This window comes from Pseudomonas sp. HMSC067G02, assembly GCF_001813485.1.
GTDB classification, from domain to species: Bacteria; Pseudomonadota; Gammaproteobacteria; order Pseudomonadales; family Pseudomonadaceae; genus Pseudomonas; species Pseudomonas aeruginosa.
This window is the reverse complement of the sequence record NZ_KV812628.1, coordinates 122,102-135,516: the sequence shown is the minus strand read 5'-3', so window position 1 is coordinate 135,516 and position 13,415 is coordinate 122,102. Positions and strand designations below refer to the sequence as shown.

Here is a 13,415-nt window from a genome sequence, read left to right as displayed (position 1 = left end):
AACCGGCGCCCAGGCGCCGGTTCGCGTTTTCAGCGACCGGCCACCTGGGCGTTCCGTACGCCGTCGAGGAAGGCCTGGTAGTGCTGCGCGGTTTCCTCCGGGCGTTCGACCATCGGCACGTGTCCGCAGTTTTCCATGATCACCACGCTGGGCCGCTTCAGCAGCGGACGCATCACCTCGATGCTGGAGACGTCCAGCACGCGGTCGCGGTCGCCCCATAGCAGCAGGGTCGGTGCCTCGATCTTCGGCAGTTCCGGCTCCAGCGGGATGTAGCGCTGGCGCAGTTGTTCGAATATCTGCGCGTTGAACGCCGACGCGGCTACCGCGCGTTCGCCGAGGTAGCGCTTGAGCGGCGCCGGCAGCGGCGGTTGCTGGACGAACACGAAGTCGAGCAGCTTCTGGAAGTCTTCCGGCTGGCGCACCACCAGGGGATTCTCGCCGCGCTCCAGGTCCTCGAACAGTTCGCTCTTGCGCGCCGGCATCACCCCGGCGTTGTCGATCAGCGCCAGCGATAGCACCTGTTCCGGATGGCGCGCCGCGTAGAGCGCGGCGATGTGCCCGCCCATGGAGTTGCCGGCCAGGTGCAGGCGGCGCACGCCGATGGCGGCGGCGAAATTGGCGACTCGCTCGGCCTGGGTGCCGACGTCGTAGCTGGCCTGTTGCGGCTTGCTGCTGTCGCCGAAGCCGGGCAGGTCGAGGGCGACCACATGGTAGCGCTCGGTCAGCGGCCGGGCGAAGCGCAGCCAGTTGTCCTTGTCGGCGCCGAAGCCGTGGATCAGCAACAGGGTCGGGTTCTTTTCCGAGCCGCCTTCCAGGTAGGCGATCTCCAGGTTGTCGACCTGCACGCTGTGCTCGCTGAGACCGGCGAGGCCGCGCTCGACGGTGCGTACGCTGGCGAGGAGGGTAGCCGGGACGAAGTAGAGGACGCCGGCGGCGACCGCCAGCAGCAGAACCAGACCGAGGAGGAATCGTTTCATGGGTGTCCGAAGGCTTCAGGAAAAAAGGGGCCAGCGCTGAACGCTAGCCGTGCTGGCCCGCTGTCGCAAGCCTTGCGACGAGTCTAGGCGTGCTGCCGGTGGTCGGCGCCGAACCTAAGGACGGCGGTTCATTCGCCGGGTCGATAGAGATGTCGATGCTCGGCGCGGTACAGCGAAGAGTCGGCGAAGCCTTCGGCGGCCAGCACCTCGCCGACCAGGATCAGCGCGGTGCGGCGGAAATTCCTGGCGGCGACCTTGGGCAGGATGTCGCCGAGGGTGCCGCGAACCTGTTCCTGGTCGGGCCAACTGGCCCGGTGGATCACCGCGACCGGGCAGTCGGCGCCGTAGTGCGGCAGCAGTTCCTCGACGATCTTCGCCAGGTGGGCGACGCCCAGGTGGATCGCCAGGGTCGCCCGGTGCCGCGCCAGGTCGCCCAGGCTCTCGCCTTCCGGCATCTTCGTGCGTGCGGCGTAGCGGGTCAGGATCAGCGTCTGGGACACTTCGGGCAGGGTCAGCTCGCAGCCGAGCAGGGCGGCACAGGCGGCGGTGGCGGTGACTCCGGGGACGATCTCATAGGGGATGCCGAGTTCGCGCAGGTGGCGAATCTGCTCGCCGATGGCGCCGTACAGGGAGGGATCGCCGGAATGCACGCGGGCTACGTCGAGGCCGCGGCGATGGGCTTGCGCGAGTAGCTCGACGATCTGTTCGAGGTCCAGCTCGGCGGTGTTCACCACCTGGCCGGCCTGGTGCCCCTCGAGCAGCGCTTGCGGAACCAGCGAGCCGGCGTAGAGGATCACCGGGCACTGGCGGATCAGGCGCTGCCCCTTGACGGTGATCAGGTCAGGGTCGCCGGGACCGGCGCCGATGAAATAGACGGTCATGGGAGTTCTCGTTCGGTGAGAAGTCGTGCCAGGGCGATGCTCGCCCGATCGTCGCTGCGTTTCGCCCCGAGCAGATCGGCGCGACCGCCGCCCAGGTGTTCGGCCAGGGCCAGGGCGGCGGCCTCGGCGACGCTGGAGCAGCCGGTTTCGCGCAGCGCGACGGCGGAGGGGCTGAGCAGGCGCGGCTCGTAGTCGTGCAGGACGGCGGGCGCGAGGAAATGCACGGGGCGTTCGAGCAGCGTGGCCAGTTGCCGCAGGCCGGGTTCGTCGCGTTTGCCGTCGATGCTGGCGAGGGCGTCCAGGTCGGCCAGGCTGTGCCCGTGTTCGCCCAGCGTTCGCTCCAGCAGCGCGCGCAGATGCTCGGCGCTACAGCCTCGGCGGCAGCCGATGCCGGCGATCAGCAGGCTGGGGATGGGCAGGGGCATGCGCGGACCGGAGGAGATGGAAGGAGAGACACTATGGACCCGCGACCGGCAAGGGTCGCGGGTGGCAGGCGGTCAGGCGTCGACGCCGCCCCGGTTGCGCCGGAACAGCCAGGCAGCGGCCAGGCCGAGGGCGGCCCAGAACAGCGCATTGCTGACCAGCGAGGCGACCACGAAACGCTGGGCCAGGGCTTCCGGCGCCAGGCTGGCGTGGACCTCGGGCTGCGGCGCGCCGAACAGGTGCGGCAGCGCCAGCAGGACGGCGCCGACCAGCTTCAGCGGCCAGTTGCCGCCGAACACCAGCAGGGCCAGGCCCACCGCGGTGGCGGCGGCAGTGGCGATCCACCAGTACTGGCGTTGCACCAGGTCGGCCGCGGCGGTACCCGGCAGCTCCGGCGGCAGGCCCAGCGACGGCGCAAGGCAGAACACCGCGTAGCCGGCCAGGCCCCAGAGTAGGCCCTGCCAGGTCTGGCCCGGCGCGCGCAGGGTGAAGAGGCCGGCGAGCATCAGGGCGAAGCCGACCGCCACCACCAGGTTGCCGCCGGTGGTGGAGAGGGTACGCTGCCAGCCGTCTTCCGGTTCCCAGGCCTCCTCGTCGTGGACATGGGCGGCGACGCCGGGGGCGTGTTCGTGGGGCTGGGCCGCGACCGGCTCGCTCTTCTCGTAGGTCTCCGCCTCGAGGATCAGCGGGGTGACCCAGAGAATCTGCAGCAGGGTCAGCAGCAGGGCGGCGAGCAGGCCGGCGAAGCCGGCGGTCTGGGCGATACGCTTGATCATCCTGGTTCCCTCGCGACTCAGTGGCAGGGGAAGCCGGAGCTGTGCCGGGTATCGTGGGCGGCGTTGTGTACCGCGTCGATGTGCGAGAAACCGGCGAAATAGACCAGCAGCGCACCGAGCAGGCCGGCGCCGATGGCCAGGCTCAGTCGCTTCGACAGGGAGGTGGTGGAGCTGGCGTGCGCCAGGGTGCTGCTGGACATGGTGCGTTCCCTCTGGATTGGCATGGGCGTGGCAGAGGAGTACGCACGAGGAACGGGACCGGACGGCCCGCTTCACGCTTGCGCCCGCCCACCGCGGGTGAATCAAACGAAAGGTTCCAGGCCGGTCTCCGGGCTCGCGCGCGATGCGCTTACCGTTGCGGGGGCAGCGCCGGACTGGCTCGGAGAGCGTCACCGGCTTCCCGTTTCACCTCGTGCGCGCCGGCACGAGACACCTGGGACAACCCGCCTAGGACAGCATGAAGGACCGCCGGGCGTCAACCGGCCCGATTGACCCTGGCCCGCGCACTGCGTAGCCTTGCCGGTTCGAGGTTCCTCGCCGGCGACGGCGGGGCTAAGAGGGAACGCGGTCGATGCCGCGGCTGCCCCCGCAACTGTGAACGGCGATCGTTCCCCAATGCCACTGCGTGACGCGGGAAGGCGGGGAACCGGCGGAGACGCCAGACCGTGAGCCAGGAGACCTGCCTCGTCGATCCCGTGGCGCGATGCCCGGGGACAAGACTTCCATACAACCGGGCGGGGTGATCCGGTGGCGAATCCGTTGCGCGGCCCCTGCGTCCGCGCCACTCGTCCGCATGCCCGCCGAGCTGAACAAGGGCTGCCCATGAAAACCCTGGCGAAACTCCCCGTCACCATCGTCACCGGCTTCCTCGGCGCCGGCAAGACCACCTTGCTCCGGCACATGCTGGACAACGCCGAAGGCCGGCGCATCGCGGTGATCGTCAACGAGTTCGGCGAACTCGGCATCGACGGCGAGATCCTCAAGCAATGTTCCATCGGTTGCAGCGAAGAAGAGGCGCAGGGCCGCGTTTTCGAGCTGGCCAACGGTTGCCTGTGCTGCACCGTGCAGGAAGAGTTCTTCCCGGTGATGCGCGAGCTGGTGGCGCGCCGCGGCGACCTTGACCAGATCCTCATCGAGACCAGCGGCCTGGCCCTGCCCAAGCCGCTGGTGCAGGCTTTCCAGTGGCCGGAAATCCGCAACGCCTGCACGGTCGACGCGGTGATCACCGTGGTCGACAGCCCGGCGGTGGCGGCCGGCACCTTCGCCGCCCATCCCGAGCAGGTGGACCAGCAACGCCGCCAGGACCCCAACCTCGACCATGAATCACCGTTGCACGAACTGTTCGAGGACCAGTTGGCCAGCGCCGACCTGGTGATCCTGAACAAGGCCGACCAGCTCGACGCCGAGGCCCTGGTGCGGGTCCGCGCGGAGATCGCCAGGGAGCTACCGGCGGCGGTGAAGATCGTCGAGGCGAGCCGGGGCGAGCTGCCGCTCCCGGTCTTGCTGGGCCTCAACGCCGAGGCCGAGCTGCACATCGACGGCCGGCCGACCCACCACGACCATGAAGGCCACGAGGACCACGACCACGACGAGTTCGACTCCTTCCACGTCGATCTCCCCGAGGTGGAGGAAGCTGCGCTGCTCGAGGCCCTCGGCGAGCTGGTGGAGCGTCACGACATACTTCGCATCAAGGGGTTCGCCGCCATTCCGGGCAAGCCCATGCGCCTGTTGGTGCAGGGCGTCGGCAAGCGCTTCGACAGGCATTTCGACCGCAAGTGGCTGGCCGACGAAGCCCGCAGCACCCGGCTGGTGGTGATCGGCCAGGAGCTGGACCAGGCCGCCATCGCCAACCAGCTGCGCACAGCGCTTGCCTGATCCGTGATCCCCGGCCGGGGCCGGCGATGGCGATTCGCCGGCCCCAGCTTCTTGCGTCCTACCGGTAGAACGTCCATGCACCTGTTGCGCACCCAACCTGGCGGCTTCGTTCCCGACGACGGCATCGCCCACCTGGCCCAGACTCCCGCCGAGCTGGTGATCCTCTGCAGCGGCGATTCGCACCTGGCATTGCTGGCCGAGGCCGCCCGTGCGCTGCCGGACGACTACCCGAGCCTGCGCCTGGCCAACCCCATGCAGTTGCAGAACCACGCCTCGGTGGACCTCTACGTCGACGAAGTGCTGCGGCACGCGCGGGTGATCCTGCTTTCGCTGCACGGCGGCATCGGCTACTGGCGCTACGGCGTGGAGCAACTGGTGGCGCTGGCCGAGCGCGGTTCGCTGCTGATCCCGGTGCCCGGCGACGACCGCCCCGACCCGGAGCTGAGCGCCCTTGGCAACCTGCCGGCGGAGCAGGCCGAGCGCTTCTGGCAATACTTGCGCCAGGGCGGCCTGGAGAACGCCGGGCAGTTCTACCGCTGCCTGGCCAGCCAGTGCCTCGGCCGCGACTACGCCTGGCGCGAACCGCAGGCGCTGCCGCGGGTGGCGCTGTTCCATCCACGGCATGCCGAGGCGACCCTGGAACACTGGCGTGCCGACTGGCAGGCCGGGCGTCCGGTGGTCGCGTTGCTGTTCTATCGCACCCACCTGCAGGCAGCCAACACCGCCTTCATCGCACGCTTCTGCGAGCGCCTCGCGGCGCAGGGGCTCAACCCGTTGCCGATCGCGCTGGCCAGCCTCAAGGAAAGCGCCTGCCTGGCGCAGGTGGAAGACTGGCTGGAGCGCAGCGACGCCGCGCTGATCGTCAATACCACCGGTTTCGCCCAGTCCAATCCGGAGGCGCCCGAGTTGCGTCCGTTCCGTCGCGACGTGCCGGTGTTGCAGGCGATCTGCTCGCTGGACAACCGCCCGCTCTGGCTGGACAACCCGCAAGGCCTGGGGCCGCGCGACCTGGCCATGCACGTGGCGCTGCCGGAGCTGGACGGACGCATCGTCACCCGGCCGATCAGTTTCAAGGGCCTGGCCTGGCGCAGCGAACGCAGCGAGAGCGACGTGGTCTGCTACCTCGCCGACGACGAGCGCATGGATTTCGTCGCCGAACTGGCGCGGCGCTGGGCCGAGCTGGCGCGCAAGCCAAGCGCGGAAAAACGGGTGGCGCTGGTGCTGGCCAACTACCCGACCCGCGATGGCCGGATCGGCAACGGCGTCGGCCTGGACACCCCGGCGGCGGCGCTGAACATCCTTCGTGCCCTGCGCCAGCAGGGCTACCCGGTCGACGGACTGCCCGCCAGCGGAACCGAGCTGATCCGCCAGTTGCTCGGCGGCGTCAGCAACGACCTGGAGCATCTCGACCTGCGGCCCTGCGCCCAGAGCCTGGCGCTGGACGACTACCTGGCCTGCTTCGCACGCCTGCCGGAGCGCAATCGCCAGGCGGTGCTGGCGCGCTGGGGCGAGCCGCAACAGGACCCGATGTTCCGCGACGGGCGGATGATGGTCGCCGGCCTGCGCTATGGCCTGACCTTCGTCGGCATCCAGCCGGCGCGCGGCTATCAGCTCGATCCGGCGGCGGTCTACCACGATCCCGACCTGGTGCCGCCGCACGGCTACCTGGCGTTCTACTTCTGGCTGCGCCACGCCTACCGCGCCGATGCCCTGCTGCACGTCGGCAAGCACGGCAACCTGGAATGGCTGCCGGGCAAGGGAGTCGGCCTGTCCGCCGAATGCTGGCCGGACGCGTTGCTCGGTCCGCTGCCGAACATCTATCCGTTCATCGTCAACGATCCGGGGGAGGGCGCCCAGGCCAAGCGCCGCACCCAGGCGGTGATCATCGACCACCTGATGCCGCCGCTGACCCGCGCCGAGAGCTACGGCCCGCTGCGCGACCTGGAGCGCCTGGCCGACGAGTTCTACGATGCCTCGCTGCTCGACCCGCGCCGCGCCGAACAGTTGCGCGGCGAGATTCTCGTCCTCCTGCGCGACAACCGTCTCGACCGCGAGATCGGCTTGCAGCTCAGCGACGATCCGGACAGCTGGCTGCCGCAGCTGGACGCCTATCTCTGCGACCTGAAGGAGTCGCAGATCCGCGACGGCCTGCATGTGTTCGGCGAATCGCCGAGCGGGCGATTGCGCCTGGATACCCTGCTGGCGCTGCTGCGGGTTCCGCGCGGCGATGGCAAGGGCGCCAACGCCGGGTTGCTGAAGAGCCTGGCGGACGACCTTGGCCTGGGCTTCGATCCGCTGGCCTGCGACATGGGCGAGGCCTGGCAGGGCGCGCGGCCGGCCTGCCTGGAAGAACGGGGCGGGGAGCCCTGGCGTACCCTCGGGGATACCCGCGAACGCCTGGAATTGCTGGCGTTGCACTGGATAGAACGCTGCCTGGGCGGCGAATCGCCGCCTGCCGCCTGGCGTGCCAGCGGCGAGGTGTTGCGCGGCTTGTGCGAACAGGTGGCACCGACCCTGGACGCCTGTGGCGGGGCCGAGATCGACGGTCTGCTGGCAGCCCTCGAAGGGCGCTTCGTACCGGCCGGTCCGAGCGGCGCGCCGAGTCGCGGGCGACTCGACGTGCTGCCCACCGGACGCAACTTCTTCTCGGTGGACGTGCGCAACCTGCCGACCCCGACCGCCTGGCGCATCGGCTTCCAGTCGGCCAACCTGCTGCTCGAGCGTCACCTGCAGGAACATGGCGATCACCTGCGCCAGCTCGGCCTCTCGGTGTGGGGCACGGCGACCATGCGCACCGGCGGCGACGACATCGCCCAGGCCCTGGCCCTGCTCGGCGTGCGACCGGTCTGGCAGGCCGGCAGCCAGCGCGTCGCCGATTTCGAGATCCTCCCGGTCTCCCTGCTGGACCGCCCGCGGGTCGACGTGACGCTGCGAGTCTCCGGGTTCTTCCGCGACGCCTTCGCCAACCTGATCCGCCTGTTCGATGCGGCGGTGCAGGCGGTCGCCGAGCTGGACGAGGCGGAGGAGCTGAACCCGCTGGCCGCTCGCGTACGCCTGGAACGCCAGCGCCTCGAGGCGCAGGGCACGGCGCCGGCGGAGGCGCGCCGGCAGGCCGGCTGGCGGATCTTCGGCGCCAAGCCGGGTGCCTACGGCGCCGGCGTGCAGGGCGCAATCGAAGAGCGGCTGTGGGAGACCCGCGCCGACCTTGCCGAGGTCTACCTGAACTGGGGCGGCTACGCCTACGGTGCCGCCGACGACGGCACGCCGGCGCGGGAACGCTTCGCCCAGCGCCTGGAACGCCTGCAGGCGGTGCTGCACAACCAGGACAACCGCGAGCACGACCTGCTCGATTCCAACGACTACTACCAGTTCCAGGGCGGCATGCTGGCGGCGGTGGAAACCCTGCGCGGCGCGCCGGTGGCCAGTTACCACGGCGACCACAGCCAGCCGGACAACCCGCGCATCCGCACGCTCAAGGAAGAACTCAACCGGGTGGTGCGGGCGCGGGCGGTGAATCCGAAGTGGATCGCCGGGATGAAGCGCCACGGCTACAAGGGCGCCTTCGAACTGGCGGCGACGGTGGACTACCTGTGCGCCTTCGATGCCACCAGCGAGCTGATCGACGACCACCAGTACGCGCTGCTGGCCGACGCCTACCTGCTCGACGCGGAGACCCGCGAGTTCGTCCGCCAGCACAATCCGCAAGCCTTGCGCGACATGGCCGAGCGCCTGGTGGAGGCGCAGCGGCGTGGGCTCTGGCAGGAGCCGGGGGTCTATCGCGAGGCCCTGGAGAACCTGCTGCTGGACGTCGAAGAGGAATAGCGGAGCGGCATGGCCGCTCGCGCCGCTTTCAGCGCCCCTCGGCGAGCCGCCGGGCGGCGTCGCGGAGAATCCGCTCGGTGCCTTCCCAGCCGAGGCAGCCGTCGGTGATCGAGACGCCGTAGCGCAGTTCGCCGCCGAGCGCCTGACAACCGTCGAACAGGTGGCTTTCCAGCATTACCCCGACCAGGTCGCTGGCGCCGGCCAGGCGCTGGTCCAGCACGCTGGCGAGGACGCCGGGCTGGTTCAGCGGGTTCTTGCCGCTGTTGGCGTGACTGCAATCGACCATCATCCGCGTGGCGATGCCCTGGCTTTCCAGGGCCTGGCGTACGGCCTGCACCTGTTCGGGACCGTAGTTCGAACCGTGGCGGCCGCCGCGCAGCACCACATGGGTGTCCGGATTGCCGCGGGTCTCGATCAGCGCCGGGTGACCGTGCGGGTCGAGGCCGAAATGGCGGTGGCCGTGGGCCGCCGAACGGATCGCGTCGCAGGCGATGCCGACGCCGCCGTCGGTGCCGTTCTTGAAGCCCACCGGCAGGCCGAGGCCGCTGACCAGCTCGCGGTGGATCTGCGATTCGCTGGTGCGCGCGCCGATCGCCGCCCAGCTCAGCAGGTCGTCGAAGTAGCCGGCGGCCAGCGGTTGCAGGAGTTCGGTGGCCAGCGGCAGGCCGAGGCGCAGCATGTCCAGCATCAGTTGCCGGGATAGCGCCAGGCCGGCGGCCATGTCGTCGCTGCCATCCAGGTGCGGGTCGTAGGCGAGGCCCTTCCAGCCCACCGTGGTGCGTGGCTTTTCCACGTAGGCGCGCATCACCAGGAGCAACTGGCCGTCGAGTTCGTCGCTCAGCGCGGCGAGGCGTTCGGCGTATTCGAGGGCGGAGCGGGGATCGTGGATCGAACAGGGACCGACTACCACCAGCAGGCGTGGGTCGTCGCCGTCGAGGATGGCGCGGATGGCGTCGCGGCTGGCGGCGACCTGGCTGGCCAGCTCCAGCGGCAACGGCTGGCGAGCCTTGAGTTCGAGCGGGCTGGGCAGGCGTTCCAGGGCGGTACGGGCGGTGGCGCTGGGCAGGGCGACGGCCTGGGCGTTCGGCGAAAGGGCGGTCAGTGCGGATACGGATGAGTTCATGGTCTGGCTTCCTGGGCTGGCGGCGGGCATCCCGCGCGCGTCGTGCCCTATCGAGGTGTTCGGCAATGTCGTGGGTTGGCGAGCGGCTGGCGGCCGTCGCTAAATCGCCAGGTGTTGAGCGGGTAGCCAGTGCGGTAGCGGTATGCGGTCATGATCGATGTCCTGTGCGTTGGTCTGTGGTTGTGGCCTTGTGGGCCGGAAAATCGGGCTGGAAAGACAAAACCCCCGGTCGGGGAGCCGACCGGGGGTTTGCGTGTGCAGGGTAGGCGTCCCGTATACCGTGGGCGCCGTTGGGGTATCAGGCGCCGGAGTGGCTAAACCAATACCCGAAGAAATACGCGGCACGGGGTGCCTGCGGCGCACGCGCGCGCAACGACAGGCCAGGGCGCGAGGCGCTGGAGTGCAGGTGCGGATGGCGGGTGTGCGGCATGGGTTTCTCCCGTGAACGAGTCCCGAGCTTACTGCAAGCGAGGCGGCCGGTTCAACGACTGTTTCACGGTTCGATACCGGCGCCGCCGGCCTGATAGACTTGGCGGTCCGTATTTCCGTCCGTCCGCCGCAGGAATCCCCATGAGCGCTACCGTGCATTACCCCCTGTCCGCCGTGGTCGCCGCCGACGAACTGAAGCTGGCGCTGTGCCTGGCCGCGGTCGATCCGGCGATCGGCGGGGTACTGATCGAGGGGCCGCGCGGAATGGCCAAGTCGACCCTGGCGCGGGGCGTCGCCGAACTGCTGCCGGCGGGCGAGTTCGTTACCCTGCCGCTGGGCGCCAGCGAGGAGCGCATCGTCGGCAGCCTCGACCTGGACGCCGCCCTCGGCGAAGGTCGCGCGCGGTTTTCCCCGGGCGTGCTGGCCAAGGCCGACGGCGGCGTGCTCTACGTCGACGAGGTGAACCTGCTACCGGACCACCTGGTGGATTTGTTGCTCGACGTCGCCGCCAGCGGCGTCAACCTGGTCGAGCGCGATGGCATTTCCCACCGGCATCCGGCGCGTTTCGTGCTGATCGGCACGATGAACCCGGAAGAGGGCGAACTGCGCCCGCAACTGCTCGACCGTTTCGGCCTCAACGTGCGCCTCGACACCCAGCCGCCGCCGGCCGAGCGGGCAGAGATCATCCGTCGCCGGCTGGCCTTCGATGCCGACCCGCAGGCCTTCGTCGAACGTTGGGAAGGCCAGCAGGACACCCTGCGCCGCCGTTGCGCCGAGGCACGCCGGCAACTGGCGCGGATTCCCCTGGACGATGCGGCGCTGGACAGCATCGCCCGACGCTGCTTCGAGGCGGCTGTCGATGGCCTGCGCGCCGACCTGGTCTGGCTGCGCGCGGCGCGCGCCCATGCGGCCTGGCGCGGCGGCGAGCGGATCGAGGCGGAGGACATCGATGCGGTGGAACATTTCGCCCTGCTGCATCGCCGTCGCCAGTCGAGCCCGCCGCCATCGGCGGCCAATCCACCGCCACCGCCCGCGGCCCCTGCCGCGCTCCCGGAGCGCGCCGGCGACGGCGAAGGGCAGTGGGGCGAATTGCCGGCTCGGCCGGTGGCCATGGGGACCGCCCGCGAGCTGCCGCGCTGGCCAAAAAAGCCCTGAGCATCCGCCCGCGCTCGGTCATGGGTGCGGATGCCAGGAGCAGACCCGGAGCCCTGCGCGGCGGTCTTGGCGGCGCCCTGAGCCAGGGTGCGGAGGGCGCCATCCAATGGTTGCCGACCCTGCTGCGCGGACGTCCCCGACAGCGCCGCGACCTGCTTCGCCAGCCGCGCAGCCGGCACCCGGGCGAACTCTGGCTGGTGATCGTCGATGCCTCCGCCAGCACCCGCCGGTACGGCGCTCTGGCCCAGGCCAAGGGGTTGTTGGCGACGCTGTTCGAGGAGGCCTATCGGCAGCGCGTCCGCCTGGCCGTGCTGCACGCCACCGGGCAGCAGGCGCAATGGCTCTGGCAGGGGCAGAAGGCTTCGCGGGAGTTGCAGGACTGGCTACGCCAGCTGGGCGCCGGCGGCGGTACGCCGCTGCTCGACGCCCTGCACCAGGCCGCTGGCTGGCTGGCGCGCCGACAGCGGCAGAAACCCGCCGAGCATCAGCGTCTGCTGGTGCTTACCGACGGCCGCCTGCGCGACTGGCCGGCGCTGCCGGAGGCTGCCTGCCCGAGTCTGCTGATCGACCTCGAAAGCGGCCCGCTGCGCCTGGGCAAGGCCGAGCGCCTGGCCCGGGAGCTGGGGGCCGAGTATCGGCATATCAGCGAATTGAACGAAGTCTGAGGGCGTTTCGGCGAGCCCTGCGGCTTTTTCGGTCAAATTGTATTTCGACTGTCATTCAATAAATATTATGCGCGTAATATCTTCCTGCGATCCAGCCAATCCATCTCACGGAGATATCCTCATGTCGCCGATTTCAGTCGTTATCGCCGGTTACGCCCGTTCGCCGTTCCACTTCGCCAGGAAAGGCGCGCTGGTCGATATCCGCCCGGATGACCTGGCCGCCGCGGTGCTCAAGGGCCTGGTGGAGAAACTCGATCTCGACCCTGTTCTGCTGGAGGACGTGGTCATGGGCTGCGCCTATCCGGAGGCGGAACAGGGCATGAACATCGCGCGCATCGCCAGTTTCCGCGCCGGCTTCCCGCAGAGCCTCGGCGGCGCGACCCTCAACCGTTTCTGCGGTTCGTCCATGAGCGCTATCCACTACGCCGCCGGGCAAGTCCTGCTGGGCGCCGGAGAAGCCTTCATCGCCGCCGGGGTGGAGTCGATGACCCGGGTGCCGATGGGCGGCTTCAACCTGTCGCCCAATCCCGCGTTGCTGCAGGACTATCCGGCGGTATACATGAGCATGGGGCAGACCGCCGAGAATGTCGCCGAGCGCTACGCCGTCAGCCGCGTCGAGCAGGAAGAGATGGCCGTACGCTCCCACGCCAAGGCAGTCGCCGCGCGCGAGGCCGGCTTGCTGCGCGAGGAGATCGTCGCCATCGACACCCCTGCCGGCCGGGTCGCCGAGGATGGCTGCATCCGCCCGGGTACCAACCTGGAGAGCCTGGCCCAACTGAAGCCGGCGTTCGGCGGCAGCGTCACCGCCGCCACCTCGTCGCCGCTCACCGATGGCAGCGCCGCGCTGCTGGTCTGTAGCGAGGAATTCGCGCGCCGCCACGGGCTGGCGATCCTGGCGCGGATCAAGGCGGTGGCGGTGGCCGGTTGTGCGCCGGAGGTCATGGGCATGGGTCCGGTGCAGGCGACGCGCAAGGTCCTGCAACGGGCCGGGCTGGGCATCGCCGACATCGACCTGGTGGAGATCAACGAGGCCTTCGCCAGCCAATCCATCGCCTGCATCCGCGAACTGGGGCTGGACATGGACAGGATCAACCTGGATGGCGGCGCCCTGGCCATCGGCCATCCGCTGGGCGCCACCGGCGCGCGGATCACCGGCAAGGCCGCCGCGTTGCTGCGGCGCACCGGCGGGCGCTATGCCATCGCCACCCAGTGCATCGCCGGCGGCCAGGGCGTGGCGACCCTGCTGGAAGCGGTGGAGTGATCGCGCGCCAATGAAAAAAGGCCCGGTG

The 13,415-nt window shown here is 69.8% G+C and carries 11 protein-coding genes and 2 riboswitches; of the genes, 5 read left to right on the top strand and 6 right to left on the bottom strand.

Annotation, left to right across the window (positions count from 1 at the left end):
* Window positions 1–29: 29 nt before the first annotated feature.
* The 5 genes from HMPREF2914_RS03760 to HMPREF2914_RS03740 all read right to left on the bottom strand — a co-directional run bounded on the left by HMPREF2914_RS03760 (window position 30) and on the right by HMPREF2914_RS03740 (window position 3,257).
* The gene (locus HMPREF2914_RS03760) at window positions 30–977 is read right to left on the bottom strand and encodes an alpha/beta fold hydrolase (protein WP_003091085.1); all 948 of its coding nucleotides are present in this window, start codon (window positions 975–977) and stop codon (window positions 30–32) included.
* A gap of 128 nt (window positions 978–1,105) precedes the next feature.
* Window positions 1,106–1,858, bottom strand: a complete 753-nt coding sequence (cobM, locus tag HMPREF2914_RS03755) for a precorrin-4 C(11)-methyltransferase (protein ID WP_003102926.1) — start codon at window positions 1,856–1,858, stop codon at window positions 1,106–1,108.
* Window positions 1,855–2,283 carry a cobalamin biosynthesis protein gene (locus tag HMPREF2914_RS03750; RefSeq protein ID WP_003138621.1) on the bottom strand — a complete coding sequence of 143 codons (429 nt, stop codon included), beginning with the start codon at window positions 2,281–2,283 and terminating at the stop codon, window positions 1,855–1,857. The genes cobM and HMPREF2914_RS03750 overlap by 4 nt, the downstream gene beginning before the upstream one ends.
* 72 nt (window positions 2,284–2,355) lie before the next feature.
* Complete coding sequence (locus HMPREF2914_RS03745) at window positions 2,356–3,057, bottom strand: CbtA family protein (protein ID WP_003091061.1); 702 nt, start codon at window positions 3,055–3,057, stop codon at window positions 2,356–2,358.
* A gap of 17 nt (window positions 3,058–3,074) precedes the next feature.
* Window positions 3,075–3,257, bottom strand: a complete 183-nt coding sequence (locus HMPREF2914_RS03740) for a CbtB domain-containing protein (RefSeq protein ID WP_003091059.1) — start codon at window positions 3,255–3,257, stop codon at window positions 3,075–3,077.
* Between the two features lie 101 nt (window positions 3,258–3,358).
* Window positions 3,359–3,509, bottom strand: a riboswitch (cobalamin riboswitch).
* A gap of 58 nt (window positions 3,510–3,567) precedes the next feature.
* Window positions 3,568–3,759: riboswitch (cobalamin riboswitch) on the top strand.
* Between the two features lie 120 nt (window positions 3,760–3,879).
* On the opposite strand from HMPREF2914_RS03740, the gene cobW reads away from it, so the two are divergent.
* Both cobW and cobN read left to right on the top strand, forming a co-directional pair.
* Entirely contained in the window at window positions 3,880–4,932 is a 1,053-nt protein-coding gene (cobW, locus tag HMPREF2914_RS03735; RefSeq protein WP_003110205.1) for a cobalamin biosynthesis protein CobW, read from the top strand.
* 75 nt (window positions 4,933–5,007) lie between these two features.
* Window positions 5,008–8,754, top strand: a complete 3,747-nt coding sequence (cobN, locus tag HMPREF2914_RS03730; RefSeq protein ID WP_023091595.1) for a cobaltochelatase subunit CobN — start codon at window positions 5,008–5,010, stop codon at window positions 8,752–8,754.
* A gap of 28 nt (window positions 8,755–8,782) precedes the next feature.
* Here the strand turns inward: cobN and HMPREF2914_RS03725 are convergent, their stop codons facing one another.
* A complete protein-coding gene (locus HMPREF2914_RS03725) occupies window positions 8,783–9,877 on the bottom strand; it encodes a 3-deoxy-7-phosphoheptulonate synthase (RefSeq protein ID WP_015502681.1) in 1,095 nt (364 codons plus the stop codon).
* Window positions 9,878–10,447: 570 nt separating this feature from the next.
* On the opposite strand from HMPREF2914_RS03725, the gene HMPREF2914_RS03720 reads away from it, so the two are divergent.
* From HMPREF2914_RS03720 to HMPREF2914_RS03710, 3 genes are all read left to right on the top strand, one after another.
* The gene (locus HMPREF2914_RS03720) at window positions 10,448–11,461 is read left to right on the top strand and encodes a magnesium chelatase ATPase subunit I (protein ID WP_003130733.1); all 1,014 of its coding nucleotides are present in this window, start codon (window positions 10,448–10,450) and stop codon (window positions 11,459–11,461) included.
* Between the two features lie 20 nt (window positions 11,462–11,481).
* The gene (locus tag HMPREF2914_RS03715; protein ID WP_009313843.1) at window positions 11,482–12,126 is read left to right on the top strand and encodes a vWA domain-containing protein; all 645 of its coding nucleotides are present in this window, start codon (window positions 11,482–11,484) and stop codon (window positions 12,124–12,126) included.
* Between the two features lie 121 nt (window positions 12,127–12,247).
* Window positions 12,248–13,387: a thiolase family protein gene (locus HMPREF2914_RS03710; protein WP_023091596.1), complete on the top strand. Its 1,140-nt coding sequence runs from the start codon at window positions 12,248–12,250 to the stop codon at window positions 13,385–13,387.
* The last annotated feature ends 28 nt before the right edge of the window (window positions 13,388–13,415 follow it).